The organism is Sulfobacillus sp. TH-112, assembly GCF_057473405.1.
Genome location: NZ_JBYCKN010000113.1, coordinates 1 through 16,752, shown reverse-complemented (window position 1 = coordinate 16,752; position 16,752 = coordinate 1). Strand labels below are relative to the sequence as shown.

The window sequence follows — 16,752 nt, the reverse complement described above, 5'->3', positions numbered from 1 at the left end:
GGAGGAGAAATCGGCCGTCGCTTAGCTGTCCGTATTCAATGGCAGTCGAGTGGCTGGGTGTTGGGGGGAATCCTCGGCGGATACATTGATTCTCTGACCACACGGGCATTCCCCGACATGATGATGGGCTTGGGGATTTTCATGATAGTGCCGGCGATTGTGTTGATCCGCCTTCAGCCCCTTGCGAGCGAAATAACGCCGCGAGTGGCCGAATCCTATGAGCCGATGGGCAATATGCGTCGATTGGCGGTGTTGTTGGTACTGCCATTTTTCTTAGCGTATGCCGGGAACGAAGGGTTTTTCACGAATTTTGGCCTCTATCTCCATGCGGTTCACGTACCGACCAATTGGGTGGGATGGAGTTCGTCGATTAGTACGGGATTAGGGTGGATTATGGCGTCGAAAGTGGGGATCTGGTCAGATCGGTTTGGAGGGAAAGCGCTTTTAATGCGTGTGCTGGCCGTTTATACGGCGATGTACCTTATTATGTCGCTCTCCTCATCACAAATTGTAGTGGTGATTGCCTTTTCCTTGCCGCTTTATCCGCTCCTTAACGTAGGAATTCAACGCGCAGTCGCCGAGTCGTTACCTAGTCGAGAACATGGGGCAGCTATGGGAATCATAAATGGGGCCAGCGGTCTGGCCACGTTTGGGGGAAGTGCTCTGATGGGGTCGGCCAGTACCCTTTTCGGCCCCCATGCTATGCCCTGGACCGCGGCGATCTTAGTTTTTACCGGACTTTCCGCATCTGCAGTCATTTATCGACGATATCCTAGAGCGGGTCGCTCGTCTTAGTACGGGGGTAAATCCGTACGACGGCTGATATATGGGCTATAATAAAATAGGTCTACGAGGCTTTACCACGGTGGCCCATATGTACCAGAAAACGAGGGGGGATTTGATGAGTTGGCATCCACATCGCAATCGAGGACATCAATCCGATGAGGTGAATATTAATCCGCTTTTTGCACGGCATGGAGAGTCCAGTGTGCCGCGGTATAAGGTGCCTGACCAGGGACTGTTGCCCGAAACGGCATACCAAATTGTGCACGATGAGTTAGCACTTGACGGTAATGCACGGCTTAACTTGGCTACCTTTGTCGGCACCTGGATGGAGCCACAGGCACAAAAGATCTACGCCGAAACGGCCGACAAGAACATGATTGATAAGGACGAGTACCCTCAAACGGCCGCCATTGAGGACCGTTGTATTCGTATGATGGCGGATTTGTGGAATGCGCCTGAAGCGAAAGATGCAGTGGGTGTCTCGACAACCGGCTCCTCCGAGGCTTGCATGCTCGGCGGACTTGCTTTGAAACGGCGATGGCAAAACATGCGCCGCGGTCAAGGGAAGTCGACCGAGCATCCTAACATCGTGTTTAGTTCTGCCGTGCAGGTAGTCTGGGAGAAATTCGCGAATTACTTTGAGGTTGAGGCACGGTACGTGGATGTTACTCCTGAACGGCCATATCTGACGGCCGAAGGGGTATTGGAAGCAGTGGACGAAAATACCATCGGGGTGGTGCCAGTATTGGGTGTGACCTACACCGGCGTCTATGAGCCCGTGAAGGAGATTGCTACCGCCTTAGATGACCTACAAAAGCGAACCGGGTTAGATATTCCTATCCACGTAGATGCGGCCTCGGGTGGCTTCGTTGCGCCGTTTTTACAACCCGATCTAGAGTGGGATTTCCGCATTGACCGTGTGCACTCGATTAATACCTCGGGACACAAGTATGGACTGGTGTATCCTGGCTTAGGATGGGCGATCTGGCGTAGTCACGAAGTGCTGCCCAAGGAATTGGTCTTTGAGGTGTCGTACTTGGGGGGGAGTATGCCGACCTTTGGGTTGAACTTTTCACGCCCCGGTGCTCAGGTGTTATTGCAGTATTACAACTTCTTGCGTTTAGGACGCGAAGGCTACTATGAGGTGCAGAAGGCATGTCAAGAGGTCGCCCATTTTTTGGCGCATAAAATTGATAAGATGGCCCCGTTCGACATATTGACCGACGGCTCCGATATCCCGGTTTTTGCCTGGCGTATGAAGTCTAGCTATAAAGCCCATTGGGATTTGCACGATCTGTCGCATGTGATGCGTGAACGAGGATGGCAGGTGCCCGCCTATCCACTTCCTCCGACGATGGAGGATATAACTATCATGCGGGTAGTGGTACGCAACAGCTTTTCCATGGATATGGCGCATCTTTTTCTTGATGACTTTACCCGAGCGGTAGAGCATTTAGAAAGTCTGGATGCCCCTTATCCCAAGGGCGTTCGACAGTCTAAGCCTTTTCATCACTAAGAATTGAGTATAAGAGGTCCTTCGATATGGAGGGCCTCTTTTTCATTCCATGATGTTGATGCGAGATGAGGGAAGATGGTGATACAGGCCTGAACCGGAACACTTCAGTTGTGTCGGAATGATCGATGCCCAGATGGCGGAGTGTAGGGGACAAAAACAGTTGTCGGTCATGAGGAGGCCGAACGATATGGGCACTTTCGCATGACAAATTGCTTGCCGACCGATGTCTACTGCACCACTGGGCCACCGCTATCTGATACAAATAAGACCTCCTATTCAGAAGGGCTAGCCATCCTCCGCTTCTACTCTATACTTTTGGCATAGGGGATGAGTTCATGGAGGTTCATGACAATTTGTACCAGGCTATCGTGCATCGCTCTCATCAGTATGACGGGATGATTTTTATCGGTATTCGCACAACGCGCATAGTCTGTCTCCCGTCATGTCGCTCCCGGATACCGAAGCGAGCGAATATTGAGCCATTTGCGACGTTGAACGAGGCGCTTCAACACGGTTATCGTCCCTGTAAACGATGTCGGCCCGAGGGACAAATTCATCCCAGTACGGCGTTGACACAGGATGTCGTGCGTCTAGTACTGAGCGAATTCCCGCGGCGATTAACCTTATCGGAGGTCGCCCAGCGGCTCAATGTGAGTGCTCGTCATATTTCTCGAACGTTGCAGCGTGATCAGCAGATAAGTTATCGCGAGTGCCGAAATGGCATTTGGGAGCACCAAGCCCGGATTTTGCTTGCTAACGAAGACGAGACCATTGTGGCGGTGGCGTCCAAATTACAGATGACCCCTTCGTATTTCGCGAGGTGGTTTGTCAAGCGATCGGGTATGACGCCTACACAGTTCCGGAATCAGCCGACTCATGAGGAGACGCCTATATGAATTCACTGTTTAGCTATGATGTTCGATGGGGCGATGACGCCTTTCGTTTAGTGGGCACCCCAAGTGCGCTCACGCAAATTCTTCTACCCAATCAAGTCCAGGAAAAAAGTGCCTGGCCTGACCACCCGAGTCTGGCGTTATGGGGCCGTGAGGTGGAGGAATATTGTGCCGGGATGCGTGTGACGTGGTCCATACCACTACGCTTTGTGGGAACAACTTTTCAATGTTCGGTATGGACCGCGTTGCAGCAGATCCCCTATGGGCATACCTGCAGCTATGGGGAGGTCGCAGAAATGATTGGGCGTCCTCGGGCCATTCGGGCGGTTGCCCACGCCATTGGTCAAAATCCACTGCCAATTGTGGTTCCCTGCCATCGGGTCATTGGCGCCAATGGCACATTGACTGGATTTCGAGGAGGGCTCCCTCTCAAGGCCCGGTTACTCCAACTCGAGGGAGTGTCCGGTCTGAAGTGGTAAAGCACGTGAAATAGTGTGTCTAAAAAGGCTCTTTATGCAGTGCGTCGTCAGTGTCTAATGAGGAAAATGTCATTAATCTGTGATTTGACCATCCAGACTGTCCACGGATGAGAAAAAAGCTTGGACGGTATGCTATGATTACTGACAAATATTCCCCGAATCTGGCAATGCATCACTCGGGCAAGTGAGGAGGAAAAAGATGGCCGACCGCATTGTCGTTATTGGTGGCGGGTATGCTGGACTGGCATGTATAGGAGAAGTAAGACATCTCAGTAATCATGAAATTGTGTTAGTGGATCCCGGTGATAGTCATGAACTGATTCCTGAACTGCCGGAAGCCCTACGCGAACACGATCCGATTGAAGAGCACGTAGTGGAGTTTGATGAGATTTTTTCGGGCACCTCGATTCGTCATCTTAAAGACGGTGCTGTGGGGATTAACTCTAAAGAACGCATTGTGAGACTGGCAAGTGGTGAAACCATGCCCTATGATTGGCTGGTTCTTTCTCCGGGAACCGTGACCAGTTATCCCCCTATTCCGGGATTGCAAGACTTAGCCCTGCCGCTGAGGAACGCCCATGATACGCGAGTGATTAAGTCTAAGCTCAGCTATGTGGCGCATCAACGTATTGTCATCGTTGGAGGTGGACTCACTGGGACAGAAGTGGCTGGCATCTTGGCTCCTGACCATGATGTCTGGCTCATTGAGGGGATGAAACGACTGCTCCCGGGTTTGGGATCAGGGCTTGCGACTTATGCACGTAAGCAATTGTCAGAGGCCGGGGTGCAAGTGTTGCTTGGACAAAAGTTAGTTCGTGTTGAGGGGCATACGTTAAAACTTGAGCGCGATGAAATCCAATATGATGTGCTGATTTGGGCTGGAGGTATTCGGGCTCCGCAATGGTTGAAAGAGACCGATCTGCCCTTAGACACTCACGGATATCCCGTGGTGAGTCCTGAGGGCCGAGTGTCCGAGCGTGTGTTTGCCGCTGGGGACGTCTGGCGTGTAAAGAATGGCCATCAAGAGATTCCGCAAACAGCGCAGCTCGCATCCTTAGCAGGACATTACGTAGGCGAAGCGTTGACGCGTGCTATACGTGGCGAAAAATTGCCAGACCCCTTTAAACCGCGCATTCGAGGAATGCTAATTTCTCTCGATCCGGGTCGGGGTGTAGGGTGGGTTATTCGTGGGGGCATTCCGGTTCGCGGAAGCTCAGCGCGAACATTGAAAGCATTGTCGTTCCAACAATATCGTCTCAAATTATCCCGTGCCTTTGGTAAAGGGTGGCCTTTTTAGGCCACCTGTCTCTTCGTCACTGGAGTGCTGTCATGAGAGCAATGAGAGCCGCATGCGTGGGGGCGTTTAATCCGAGTTTTTGCGCTTCAGCTACGATGTAGCCGTTAATGGCAGCAATCTCGGTTGGTTGACCATCCAGAACATCTTGGAGCATAGACGACCGATTGGCACTTGTGGCCTCGATCAGTTGAACCACACGAAGTGACATGTCCTCAGGAAGCGCTATGCCCTTGCGAATGGCCACCTGCATGCCTTCACGTAATAGAGGGATGCGCAGATTAAATATCGGCATCGAGGCCAATGCCCCATTGGAGCAGCCGGCAATAGCCGTGAGCGGGTTAATGACGCTGTTTTGGAGAAGCTTTTGCCAGCGCATTGAGCGCATCTGGTCGGAGGGGAGCCATTCAATGCTTCCCTCACCGGGATGCGCCCACTGGCGAAACCATTCTAGTCGTGCATCGGAAAGAATCGGAAGGGCAGTGATTCCGTGACTCTTTATCGCGATCTCTGGTTCACTGCCGTCTAAATCGTGACGAGAGACCGCGGTGGTAGTGGTGCCAAGACAGAGCGTCAAATGTTGTAGGTGCGCAAGAGAGTTTTCTTGTCCCATGCCATTCATCGTGGAAATTACTAAGGCATGCGGGGCAAATTGTTCGATCCAGTGAGCGGCAGCATCAATCGTTCGCCACTTAACGGAGAGAATAACAATGTTGGGCGTTTTGGCAGGCGTGGCGTGCCAATGATAATACGAGGGATGAATTACGCTACGACGCGAATCGTCCCAGACTGCATACGGTGAAGACACCGTTCCTACGATGAACGGGTTAAGATGCTGCAGTTGATATGCCCAATAGCGACCCATCGATCCGGTACCTAAAATCGCAATGGTCAATCCTGCTGCATTTGACTCCAAAACGCTTGCCACTCCTTTTCTGGCACATGGTAACTATGAGCATCATCAGGAAATGCATGGGAGCGGACATCATTTTGATAGGCTTGTAATCCTCCTAAAATGGTGGATCGAACGTCAGCAAAGGGTTTGGCAAATTTAGGATAGTTGGACGTGAGGCCAAGACAATCATAAAAGACTAAGACTTGACCATCCGTCCCATTACCCGCTCCAATGCCGATGGTGGGGACCGAGATGACTTGCGTGACGTAACTCGCTACGCGGTCAGGAATGCCTTCCAGCACCAGGGCAGATATACCGTGATCGGCTAGACGCTTCGCGTCGTCGACCAACGTCTGGATCGCGGTTTGGGTGCGCGCTTGAACACGATAGCCGCCCATCGAGTGTACGCTTTGCGGGGTGAGGCCCAGATGGCCGATGACAGGAATGTCAGCACGTACGAGCGCATCAACCGCATCAATAACCTTTTCTCCCCCTTCCAGCTTGACTCCATCGGCGAGTGCTTGTTGCATGAGTTGGCCGGCACTATCCAGTGCTTTGTCCACAGTCGCAAAGGTCAGAAACGGCAAATCTACTACCATCATGGTGTTGGGAGCGCCTCTACGGACCAGTTGCGCGTGATAGAGCATATTATCGAGGGTTACTGGAATGGTGGAATTGTACCCCATCACGGTGGTGCCGACTGAGTCACCAACCAGAATCACATCAATTCCCGATTCCTCAGCAAGTTGCGCTTGATTGTAATCGTAGGCAGTGAGCCATACCAAGGGAGTCTCTCCTTTGGTATGACGTAATCTTTGCGCTGTCATTCGTTCTGCCATATGAGGTATCCTTCCTTTTTACCAAGGTCAACAAAGGGGTAGACCGTCCAAATGAACCTCGGATCTTTTGTATGACGCGTTCTCACCTTTCGTTCCGTTAGATTAGATGGTAGCATATAACTGATGAAAAATTGGATGAGCTGGGAGTATTTTTCGTTCCCGCTAGTTTATCCTGGCGTGAAGAAATAAAGTCCTGGTTAGCTTTGGAGGGATGGTCTTGAACTTTGATTTAACCGAAGACGAAGTAATGATTCGCCAGACCGTGCGAGATTTTGCCGAACGGGTCGTATCACCGGGAGCTGCAGAGCGCGATGAAAAATCCGAGTTTTCCTTTGATTTGATGCATCAAATGGGGGAACTCGGTTTTTTTGGTATTCCCTTTTCTGAAGAGTGGGGAGGGTCCGGCGGGAATACCGTTAGTTATGCACTGGCAGTCGAAGAAATTAGTCGGGTGGACGCCTCGCTTGGTCTCGGGTTTGCGGCACATGTGTCGTTAGGATGTTCCCCTCTCTATTTTTTTGGTAGTCAGTCACAAAAGCAAGAGTACCTTACGCGGGCCATTGACGGGACCTATTTAGCCGCTTTTGGTCTTACGGAACCCGGTGCGGGATCGGACGCAGGTGGGACTACGACCTTTGCAGAACAGGACGGAGACGAGTGGGTCATTAGTGGTGAGAAATGCTATATCACGAATGCCGGGCATTCAGGATATATCGTGGCTACCGCGAGAACATCGCGAGAACATCGCAAGATCTCCGCATTTATTATCCCTCGACAGCAAGAAGGAGTGAGTGTGCGGTGCGCTTATCAGAAGTTGGGTATGCGGTCATCAGAAACCTGCGAGATTCACTTTGATCAGGTACGGATTCCTCATGACTATTTATTAGGGGAAGAAGGAAAAGGGTTACATCAGTTTCTCGACATCTTGGATGGTGGTCGAATTAGTATTGGAGCACTGAGTGTCGGAGTGGCTCAAGCAGCATTAGATTCTTCTCTCGCATATGCTCGGGAGCGGCAGCAATTTGGTCGGGCGATAGGGGAATTTCAAGCCATCTCATTTAAATTGGCCGATATGGCGATGGAAGTGGAAATGGCTCGGACATTGGTTTTGAAGGCAGCATGGCTTAAAGATCAGCATCGACCCTATGCCAAAGAAGCGGCCATGGCGAAACTATTTGCTTCCGAAGCCGCGATGCGGGCATCAAATCAAGCGGTGCAAATTCACGGTGGGGCGGGCTATATGAAGGATTTCCCCGTGGAACGTTATCTTCGTGATGCGAAGTTGCTAGAGATTGGCGAAGGTACTTCTGAAGTTCAGCGGCTCGTTATTGCACGTCAGTTGGGATTTGAGGTTCGGTAGATGGCGAACGCTTGGTATCGTGAAGTCCCGCGACCATTGACGTGGGAGGGGTGTCGCGAAGCGTGGTCCTTAGGCGAAGTTGTACGCCTAGATTGGAGAAGCGTGGGTGCTCTACGCGATGTCCCTTTGCCCCAAGGGTGGGCTTATATCGTGTCGCCGGAGGTCTTGACGCGCCCAGTGGTCGTTGGACCGACTCATGCGGGACGATTGTTGGCGTTTTCGTCTCGCTCCCTCAATGCCGCACTAAGAGTCTGGGACGCCTACGACCTCGGTGCGATGGCGAGTCCTCAGTGGTATGTTCGCTGGCTCAATGGGGTGTCGTCGGGTCAGTTTAATGGGTATCCATCGCCCTACGGTGTTCGTGGCATTACGTTAATGGATTGTGGTGATTTTCAGGTGTTGTTTTGCCCTGAAGTTCTTGGGCCTCTCGGTCGCATTGATCGCAATGGCTCACTAGTATTTAGTGAAGAGCTTGATGTGCGTTATGGTCATGACGGGCTCTTTCTGCGAGGCCCACAATTGCCGGATGGGTATTGGAACGCCGGCGCGATCGTACCGGCACCTAGCGACGGCGGATGGTGGTTCCTCTCTTTAAGAGAGGATTTGAGACATTGGAGTCCGATGCCCTCTTAGGATTGGGGAGAGGACGCATTAACATCTATGTGAGGAGGAGAAATTCTAATGAGTGCGATTGTGGCGAGTCTAGCGGGGACGGTCTTTAAAGTTCTGGTAAAGCCTGGCGATTCCATCACCGCTGGACAGGAAGTGGTGGTGATGGAATCCATGAAGATGGAGATCCCGATTGAGGCGGACGTAGATGGCATTGTCCAAGAAGTTACTGCGCATGAAGGGGACTTCGTCAACGAAGGAGACCCCTTAGTGATTTTAGTATAGAGGACACTTTGGTGGTGAAGGAGCGACATGAGTGAAAGCTGAAGAACTGAAGCGCCTCAGAGAGGATGTTAAGCTCGGGGGCCCTGAAAAGTATCGGATACGATTGCAGGACGAAGGAAAACTTCCGGTTCGCGAGCGTCTGGCCCGGTTACTTGATCCTGGGTGGGTGGAAGACGGCCTATTAGCCAATAATCGAGAGCAGGGCTTGTCGGCCGATGGTGTGGTGACGGTTACTGGAAGCATTGATGGGCGAACCGTGGTGGTGATGGCGAATGATCCCACCGTGAAAGCGGGTTCTTGGGGATCGCGAACCGTGGAAAAAATAGTGCGGATTCAAGAGAAAGCACTAGATCTGAATTGCCCGATATTTTATTTAGTGGATTCTGCTGGCGCGCGGATTACGGATCAAGTGGAAATGTTTCCTGGCAGGCGGGGCGCGGGCAGGATTTTTTATAACCAAATTAAACTATCGGGCCGAGTCCCACAAATTTGTCTTTTGTTTGGCCCGAGTGCCGCTGGCGGGGCGTATATTCCCGCTTTTACTGACATTGTCATTATGGTCGAAAAGAACGCTTCAATGTATTTGGGTTCGCCAAGAATGGCCGAAATGGTCATTGGGGAAAAAGTGTCTTTGGAAGAAATGGGAGGAGCCCGCATGCACTGCACCGTGAGTGGCGTAGGGGACCTCCTCGCCAGCACGGAAGACGAAGCTATCCGTTTGGGGCGTACATATTTTCGGTATATGCCGGATAATTTTGAGAAACGCCCGGTTTCAGCAGAACCTCGGGTGCCGGTGAGTCAAAATTGGGAGCGGGTGATTCCCGACAATCAGAATGTCCCGTTTGATATGCATCGGGTGATTGAACGCTTGATTGATGAGGACAGTTGGTTTCCCATAAAACCGCTCTTTGCTCAGGAAATTTTGACCGGATTAGCCCGCATCAATGGACGAGCGATCGGGATTGTCGCTAATCAGTCGAAGATTAAGGGCGGCGTTTTGTTTGTCGATAGTGCAGACAAGGCTACTCGGTTCATCAATCTCTGCGATGCATTTAATATTCCCTTACTATTTTTGGCGGATGTGCCTGGTTTCATGATTGGTACCAAAGTGGAGCGAGAAGGAATAATTCGACATGGAGCCAAACTCATTGCCGCGGTCTCGGAAGCGACGGTGCCTAAAATCAGCGTGATTGTCCGAAAGGCCTATGGCGCAGGCCTTTATGCGATGGCGGGTCCCGCATTTGGCTCTGACGTCAATATTGCCTTGCCGACCGCTCAAATTGCCGTCATGGGACCGGAAGCGGCCGTGAATGCGGTCTATTTTAATCATATTCAGGAACTCGAAGGTGAGGAAAAACGAACTTTTGTGCAGCAAAAGCAGCAAGAGTATCGTGAGGATATTGACATTGCTCGCCTAGCATCAGAACTTATTGTGGACGAAGTCATTTTGCCAGAGAATCTTCGGGACGAGGTAGCTCGCCGGCTTACCCTATATGAAAATAAGAACCGCGAATTTAGCCGACGACGTCACCCTGTGACACCGGTTTAAAGGGGGAAGAGTGGTCATGTTAGAGAGATCGGATTTACCTGAACGAGTCGAAATAAAAGATGTGTCTCCTCGCGATGGACTGCAGGCCGAATCTAAGGTATTAAGCGTGGATGAGCGCGTGCAGCTAGTGAACCAGTTAACCGCTGTCGGGGTGCCTCATATTGAGGCGACATCATTTGTGAGTCCCAAGTGGTTGCCGCAGATGGCAGGCGCGGAAGAGGTTATGGCTCGTATTGAACGGAAACCCGGCGTTACGTATGCGGTATTGGTGCCTAATCCTAAAGGTGCGGAGCGGGCGCTTTCCACTAAGCCGGATGAAATCACGGTATTTTTATCGGCCAGCGAAACGCATAATTATAAAAATGTGCACTGTTCGATTTCAGACTCGCTGGCAGGGTTTCATCGCATCTGCGACATGGCACGAGGAGAAGGTGTGCCGGTAAGCGCGGTGATTGTGACCTCGTTTGGGTGCCCCTATGAAGGACGGGTGCCGGTTAATGCGGTGCTTGACCTTGCGGCGCGGTTGGAAAGTATGGGAATTGCCGATATTACTTTGGGCGATACGGTTGGCGTAGCCAATCCCTTACAGGTGGCCGAAATGGTGCATTCATTTCGCATGAACGCCCCAATGGTTCGATTAGGACTTCATTTTCATGATAATCGCGGGACGGCACTGGCAAATTTATTAGCGGGATTGGTAGCGGGCTGTATCAGATTTGAAACCGCACTAGGAGGCATTGGAGGCTCCCCTTTTTCTCCTGGAGCCGGGGGTAATCTTTCTACCGAGGATGCGGTATATACTCTACAGGAGATGGGAGTGAAGACCGGTATTGATTTGGCACGTTTGTTGACGGTTACGCGATTTTTGGAACAAGCAATTGGACATGCGGTACCGTCACGTGTCTTTCAAGCTGGGGGACGAATGATTCCAGTAGGTATTGAGGGCACACTCCATGAATAATGTGACGGTGCATCAGGGAACCATCGCTACGGTGATGATTAATCGTCCGGAAGTGCGTAATGCTCTTAATTCCGAAACCATTGAAGAACTGTTGGCCACTTTTTCCCATTTGGCTTCCGACCCGGAGGTGGAGGTTGTCATCTTGACCGCGGCGGGAGAACGCGCCTTTTGTGCTGGCGCCGATTTGGCTGAAGTCGGTCGGATTACCACCATGGAGGAGGCGCGTGCTTACTTTGGAAAAATGGCTCAGTTGATTGCGGCGATTGAGCAAATGCCGCAGCCGGTAATCGGAGCCGTGTTTGGTTATACGCTGGCTGGGGGAATGGGGCTTGCGGCGGCCGTGGACTTATTAGTGGCCGCAGAGGATACGCAATTTGGGTTACCCGAAGTGAAGGTGGGTCTCTATCCCATGGTGGTAACGGCACCTATTACCCGTTTGATTGGAGCGCGACGGACGCTCGAGCTGGGATTGACAGGACGAATCATTAATGCGGAGACAGCGGAGTCTTGGGGGCTCATCAATCGACTAGTCCCCAAGGAGCACCTCAATCAGACTGCACAAGAAATGGCTAGTGAAATTCGTAGTGGGAGTACCATTATTGCCAAATTGGGTAAAGAGGGATGGCGTCTCGCGCAGTCAGGGACGGTGGATGAGGCGATGGAGAATCTGAGAAATTTGGTAGCTTTGGTGGCATTATCGGAGGATTCCCGCGAGGGGGTTAGCGCGTTTCTAGAAAAGCGGGCTCCGCAGTGGCCATCGCGTACTAAGGTATACAAAGGGGGGTAGCGATGGTTGCCAGCATTTATTGAATTCGATCAGGTATCAAAGCATTTTGGAGCTCGTGCAGCAGTAGATCACGTGTCATTTACCCTTCATGGGGGTGAAGCTATCGCTCTTTTGGGACCAAATGGTGCCGGTAAAACTACTAGTATTCAAATGATGTTAGGATTGTTGCGGCCTAGTGTGGGCAAGGTGAAGCTTTTTGGGCACGATCCGGCGGATCCTCAGAGTCATGAACGTATTGGGGTGGTATTGCAAAATGTGAGCGTTCCTGAACGACTGCGCGTACGGGAATGCCTTAATTTGTTTCGCGGATTCTATACGACACCACGATCCTTAGAGGAACTGTTGCATCTTTCAGGGTTGGAGGAGGATGCCAATGCGATGGCCCATCTTTTGTCTGGGGGAAAGACGCGTCGTCTGCAATTTGCTTTAGCTATGACAGGTAATCCCGATGTGCTGTTTCTTGATGAGCCGACGGTGGGAATGGATGTCGGGTCTAAGAGGCATTTTTGGGATGCTTTAAGGAGCTTTGTCGGGGCAGGTCATTCACTGATTCTGACGACACATGATCTTAAAGAGGCTGATCTCATTACAGATCGTATTATGGTGATGAATCATGGCAAAGTCGTGGCCGACGCTCCTCCGGAACAGATTAAGATGCAATTTGGGGGGCGTGAAGTACGATTTGTGACCGATGACACGGTTTTCATTGACGAGATTAAGCGATGGCCGGAGGTACTAGATGTGCAGATAGCGGGGAGACAAGTATCGGTGTTAACCGCTGATTCCGATGCGACGTTAAAAGCAATTTTTGTTCAGGGGCGTGCGGTGCGCGATGTGGAGGTCACGGGTGGCGGATTGGAAGACGCTTTTTTTCGCCTTACCCAGCATCATGGGTCTGTGACATGAGACCATTATGGTCCCATGTTAAGGCCGATCTCTTGAGAACGATTCGTGATCGGCAGTTTTTTGTGTTCACGTTGTTAATGCCCGTGGGATTCTATCTCATTTTTATCCATATAGTGCCGACCAGTGCGGTATCTATTGCAGGGACAGACTGGCGCGCATATTTTATGGTGTCTATGGCAAGCTTTGGCGTGGTGGGAGCGTCGGTCAGTACTTTGGGAGTGCGTCTCTCCATGGAAAGAAAAAGTGGGTGGGTGCGGTGGCTACGAACGACGCCGCTATCGTCGACTGGGTATGCTTTGAGTAAAGTTCTCACTCAACTCGCACTATCTCTGATGATTGTCATTGTGGTCTTTGTGGTTGCCTATGGAAATCAACATGTGACGCTTCCTGCCGTGCGTTGGTTGGAGATTATTCTCTGGATTTGGGTAGGATCGATACCTTTTGCTGCGATTGGCGTACTGATTGGCATGACCGGTAACGCCGCTCAGGTTTTGGGAACATTGGCCTACTTGGGGCTGTCATTTTTAGGAGGATTGTGGACACCAATTGACGTATTGCCCAAAGTGATGCAAGACATCGCTCGGGTGATGCCGACCTACCGGTATGCCGATCCGGCCTGGAACCTTTTAGAAGGGAAGCCGATTCCGTTAGTCGACGTCGGTATTCTTTTAGCCTATACGATTATATTTGTGGGATTGGCGGCATGGGTGCAGCGACGACTCGACGCACGACCTAATGGAAATTAGCGAGATACTTTGTTGCTTTTTCGCGATAAAGAGAGTATGAGTGATATTATGGCAAGAAAGGTGGGGAATAGATGTCTTCGATGCAAGTACAAATTCAAGAAGCGCTCGGCGTAAAGCCTGTTATTGATGTAGAACAAGAAATTGCAGACCGTATTGCTTTTATTCAACAATACCTTTACTATGCGTCGGCAAGCACGCTGGTATTAGGCATTTCGGGTGGGCAGGATTCGAGTTTGTGCGGACGGCTATGTCAATTGGCGGTCGAGGGATTGCGAGCACAAGGAAAAACACCATATATGTTTATCGCGTTGCGGTTGCCCTATGGGAAACAAGTGGATGAAGAGGATGCACAGCGAGCCTTGACATTTATTCGCCCAGATAAGTCATACGTGGTGAATATTCGTCCGGCTGTGGAAGCGGCGGCGAAGAGTTTTGAAGAGGCGACAGGAGAGATGATGAGCGATTTTAATCGCGGAAACCAAAAGGCTCAGGAACGCATGGCCGTGCAATATCGGTTTGCGACGGGCTATAAGGGGATAGTGGTGGGAACGGACCATGCAGCCGAAGCCGTGACCGGGTTCTTCACGAAGTACGGGGATGGGGGGGTCGATATTACACCTCTTTCGGGACTCACTAAGCGACAAGGACGTGAGCTTCTAAAATTTTTAGGAGCGGATTCAGCGATTTACATGAAAGCGCCCACAGCAGATTTATTGGATGCTATCCCCGGCCAATTAGATGAAACGGAACTTGGCCTCACTTACGAACAAATCGATAACTATTTAGAGGGGCAGTCGGTGGATGCGAGTGTCGCAGCAAAGATTGAGCAACGATATATTATCACGGAACATAAGCGGCATTTACCGGTGACCCCTTTCGACAGTTGGTGGAAGAAATAGCGTTTGGCGCCATCGCGAAGGCGCATTGTCATTATTCATGACGAGAACGTGTCTGGCTAACGGTGAAGGGCTTGTCTCGTTGCACCAGTCCGGGCCAGATGCGTGGCCAAGCACTGGATAACGTGGCAAAAGATGCCATTCATCTGAACTGGGCATTCCCGTAATTGATTCTAGGAAACGATTGCTCAAGTCGCGAAGGTCAATGGATGGCTATGCGATGACCTTAGCGTGCTGGCAACGGTTCTTAAGACAGTCGAGCATGCGTTAACACAACTGATGGTGGATCATCACGATAGCGGCCGGGGTGCTCGGCCTTTTTTGGTTTTTCTAGCACTATGGCGGATGGGGTAGCGGCACAATAACATGGTTTTTCATGGGGACAAATCCAGATCCAGATTAAGCGGTGTTTAAGAGAGAGGGGGGAGTATTTGGACATATCGTGGGCCGATGTGGTGGGGTCATGTAACCCGGGACTGTATAAAAACGTTTGCCATTTTCCTCCGATCGACCCCACTGGGGTCAAATTCCCCCATCGAGGCCAAGCGGCGCCTCGCAAGGCGCATGATTCCGTGCACGAGTGGGGTAAAGTTTTTTCAGCCAACCCCTTCAACCCCAATCAGAATGCGACCTCTAGCACAGCGCAAAAAGCTCTCACCCTTTTACTCGGTGATAGACATCGCATTCCTATGGCACTTGCGGATGCTAACAAACAAGACATTATCAGAACGCGACGAACATGTGGCAGAGCCAATTCGATAGACACGTCGTCCCTTTTGGAATTTGACCCATGGGAAGTTGGCGATGAGAAAATGGCATCACGTCGAAACAATGGGCTGCATAAGGTAAAGTAGGTCAATTTCGGTCTGGCTTAAGTCGTCAGGGTTTAGTCGTCACATGAATCATTTCAGACCACCTGATTGGGACGAATTCCGGATCGCACAAACGGCCTCTTATGCGACATCACCAATTTTGCAGAGAAACTTGCAGGTCGTCCCACACAAGTGGACTTCCCCACGCTCATCTACGGTGAATGCTTCCCTTCATGGACCAAAATACCCACCGTATACGCTATCGTCGACGGAATCAACACCACCCCGGCAATAGCAGTAAATTCTCGAGTTGTGACCGGGCGATGCGCGATGGCCATAAATAAACATAAAGCGCCGACCGGTGGCCAAGCCTTGGCAATGTAGTCTAGTATCCTGCATTCTCGCCGCTAAGTGGTGATGGCATGGTCAATCGCCTCGTTTAGGGAGATAGATAATCTTTTCTTAGTCAGATTATACTATTAAGTTTGCACCGCCCAGAGGTAATCACTGCGTGAATACGGTCTTACCTCGACATAATTATAGATTAACATCGGAATAGCCCGCGTAGGTTTCGCTTGGGGGATTCGGTGTGAAAGCAATCCATAGACATCCGCGATTATCAAGCAAGGAGGACAGATTATTGTTAAGCGTAATCCCAGCATATCCTGATATTGCTGCGGCTACTATGGATACTCCAGTACCTCCAGTAGGCCGCCCCAATTGCGCCACCCGCCGTACCTGCTACAATCTCACTTGAGGTCGATTGACTGAATTGAATATGCGTGTCGGCTAACTCAGCCATTGTTGTCGTCTCATCTGTGGAAATATCATAATAGCTATTATCCAGGTGACTGTATGCACTCGTGCTACTTGCTGAATAATAGACTAAATTATCAAAACATAGTCCCCCGAGGAAATGGTCCCCTGCCGGGGCCGGTATAACGCATAGAATTAGGCACGGAGCAGTTGTGAGAAGTCAGGCATGGGGACGAGTGCCGTATGCTCGATACAGGCACGGGGGAGAGGGGAAATGGATATTGAGGGATGGATGTTGATGCGACCAATAGAAAAACCTCCCGACGAGTCGAGAGGCCTCCGCTGGTGCAAGACAGAAATTGCTGCTTGCGTGACCCTGTTCC

Annotated in this window: 16 protein-coding genes; 14 read left to right on the top strand and 2 right to left on the bottom strand. The window is 51.0% G+C overall.

The genetic code is table 11. The annotated features are described in order from the left end of the window. From ACOJWD_RS07665 to ACOJWD_RS07645, 5 genes are all read left to right on the top strand, one after another. The coding region (locus ACOJWD_RS07665; protein WP_486992637.1) for an MFS transporter at positions 1 to 795 on the top strand (795 nt) is incomplete at its 5' end. A 106-nt stretch (positions 796 to 901) separates the two neighbouring features. Further along, positions 902 to 2,302: a glutamate decarboxylase gene (gad, locus tag ACOJWD_RS07660; protein ID WP_486992636.1), complete on the top strand. Its 1,401-nt coding sequence runs from the start codon at positions 902 to 904 to the stop codon at positions 2,300 to 2,302. A gap of 335 nt (positions 2,303 to 2,637) precedes the next feature. Beyond that, a complete protein-coding gene (locus ACOJWD_RS07655; protein WP_486992635.1) occupies positions 2,638 to 3,198 on the top strand; it encodes an Ada metal-binding domain-containing protein in 561 nt (186 codons plus the stop codon). Next, a complete protein-coding gene (locus ACOJWD_RS07650) occupies positions 3,195 to 3,674 on the top strand; it encodes a methylated-DNA--[protein]-cysteine S-methyltransferase (RefSeq protein ID WP_486992634.1) in 480 nt (159 codons plus the stop codon). The genes ACOJWD_RS07655 and ACOJWD_RS07650 overlap by 4 nt, the downstream gene beginning before the upstream one ends. Before the next feature lie 199 nt (positions 3,675 to 3,873). Continuing rightward, the gene (locus ACOJWD_RS07645; protein ID WP_486992633.1) at positions 3,874 to 4,971 is read left to right on the top strand and encodes an NAD(P)/FAD-dependent oxidoreductase; all 1,098 of its coding nucleotides are present in this window, start codon (positions 3,874 to 3,876) and stop codon (positions 4,969 to 4,971) included. Positions 4,972 to 4,987: 16 nt separating this feature from the next. Here ACOJWD_RS07645 and ACOJWD_RS07640 read toward each other — a convergent pair whose 3' ends face one another. Beyond that, positions 4,988 to 5,884, bottom strand: coding sequence for a ketopantoate reductase family protein (locus tag ACOJWD_RS07640; RefSeq protein ID WP_486992632.1), 897 nt, complete (start codon positions 5,882 to 5,884; stop codon positions 4,988 to 4,990). Further along, positions 5,860 to 6,702, bottom strand: coding sequence for a 3-methyl-2-oxobutanoate hydroxymethyltransferase (panB, locus tag ACOJWD_RS07635; RefSeq protein ID WP_486992631.1), 843 nt, complete (start codon positions 6,700 to 6,702; stop codon positions 5,860 to 5,862). The genes ACOJWD_RS07640 and panB overlap by 25 nt, the downstream gene beginning before the upstream one ends. 217 nt (positions 6,703 to 6,919) lie before the next feature. Between panB and ACOJWD_RS07630 the strand changes: the two genes are divergently transcribed. The 9 genes from ACOJWD_RS07630 to nadE all read left to right on the top strand — a co-directional run bounded on the left by ACOJWD_RS07630 (position 6,920) and on the right by nadE (position 14,804). Continuing rightward, complete coding sequence (locus ACOJWD_RS07630) at positions 6,920 to 8,062, top strand: acyl-CoA dehydrogenase family protein (protein WP_486992630.1); 1,143 nt, start codon at positions 6,920 to 6,922, stop codon at positions 8,060 to 8,062. Then, positions 8,063 to 8,695, top strand: a complete 633-nt coding sequence (locus ACOJWD_RS07625; RefSeq protein ID WP_486992629.1) for a hypothetical protein — start codon at positions 8,063 to 8,065, stop codon at positions 8,693 to 8,695. It abuts the gene before it with no gap. A 48-nt stretch (positions 8,696 to 8,743) separates the two neighbouring features. After that, a complete protein-coding gene (locus tag ACOJWD_RS07620; protein WP_486992628.1) occupies positions 8,744 to 8,956 on the top strand; it encodes an acetyl-CoA carboxylase biotin carboxyl carrier protein subunit in 213 nt (70 codons plus the stop codon). A gap of 31 nt (positions 8,957 to 8,987) precedes the next feature. Then, positions 8,988 to 10,505, top strand: coding sequence for an acyl-CoA carboxylase subunit beta (locus tag ACOJWD_RS07615; protein ID WP_486992627.1), 1,518 nt, complete (start codon positions 8,988 to 8,990; stop codon positions 10,503 to 10,505). Positions 10,506 to 10,521: 16 nt separating this feature from the next. Next, positions 10,522 to 11,466 (top strand): hydroxymethylglutaryl-CoA lyase, encoded by a 945-nt coding sequence (locus ACOJWD_RS07610; RefSeq protein ID WP_486992626.1) that lies wholly within the window; start codon positions 10,522 to 10,524, stop codon positions 11,464 to 11,466. Continuing rightward, positions 11,459 to 12,253 (top strand): enoyl-CoA hydratase/isomerase family protein, encoded by a 795-nt coding sequence (locus tag ACOJWD_RS07605; protein ID WP_486992625.1) that lies wholly within the window; start codon positions 11,459 to 11,461, stop codon positions 12,251 to 12,253. The genes ACOJWD_RS07610 and ACOJWD_RS07605 overlap by 8 nt, the downstream gene beginning before the upstream one ends. Positions 12,254 to 12,259: 6 nt before the next feature. After that, positions 12,260 to 13,159, top strand: a complete 900-nt coding sequence (locus ACOJWD_RS07600; protein WP_486992624.1) for an ABC transporter ATP-binding protein — start codon at positions 12,260 to 12,262, stop codon at positions 13,157 to 13,159. After that, positions 13,156 to 13,905, top strand: a complete 750-nt coding sequence (locus ACOJWD_RS07595) for an ABC transporter permease (protein ID WP_486992623.1) — start codon at positions 13,156 to 13,158, stop codon at positions 13,903 to 13,905. Before ACOJWD_RS07600 ends, ACOJWD_RS07595 begins: the two co-directional genes overlap by 4 nt. A 71-nt stretch (positions 13,906 to 13,976) precedes the next feature. Then, the gene (nadE, locus tag ACOJWD_RS07590; protein ID WP_486992622.1) at positions 13,977 to 14,804 is read left to right on the top strand and encodes an ammonia-dependent NAD(+) synthetase; all 828 of its coding nucleotides are present in this window, start codon (positions 13,977 to 13,979) and stop codon (positions 14,802 to 14,804) included. The last annotated feature ends 1,948 nt before the right edge of the window (positions 14,805 to 16,752 follow it).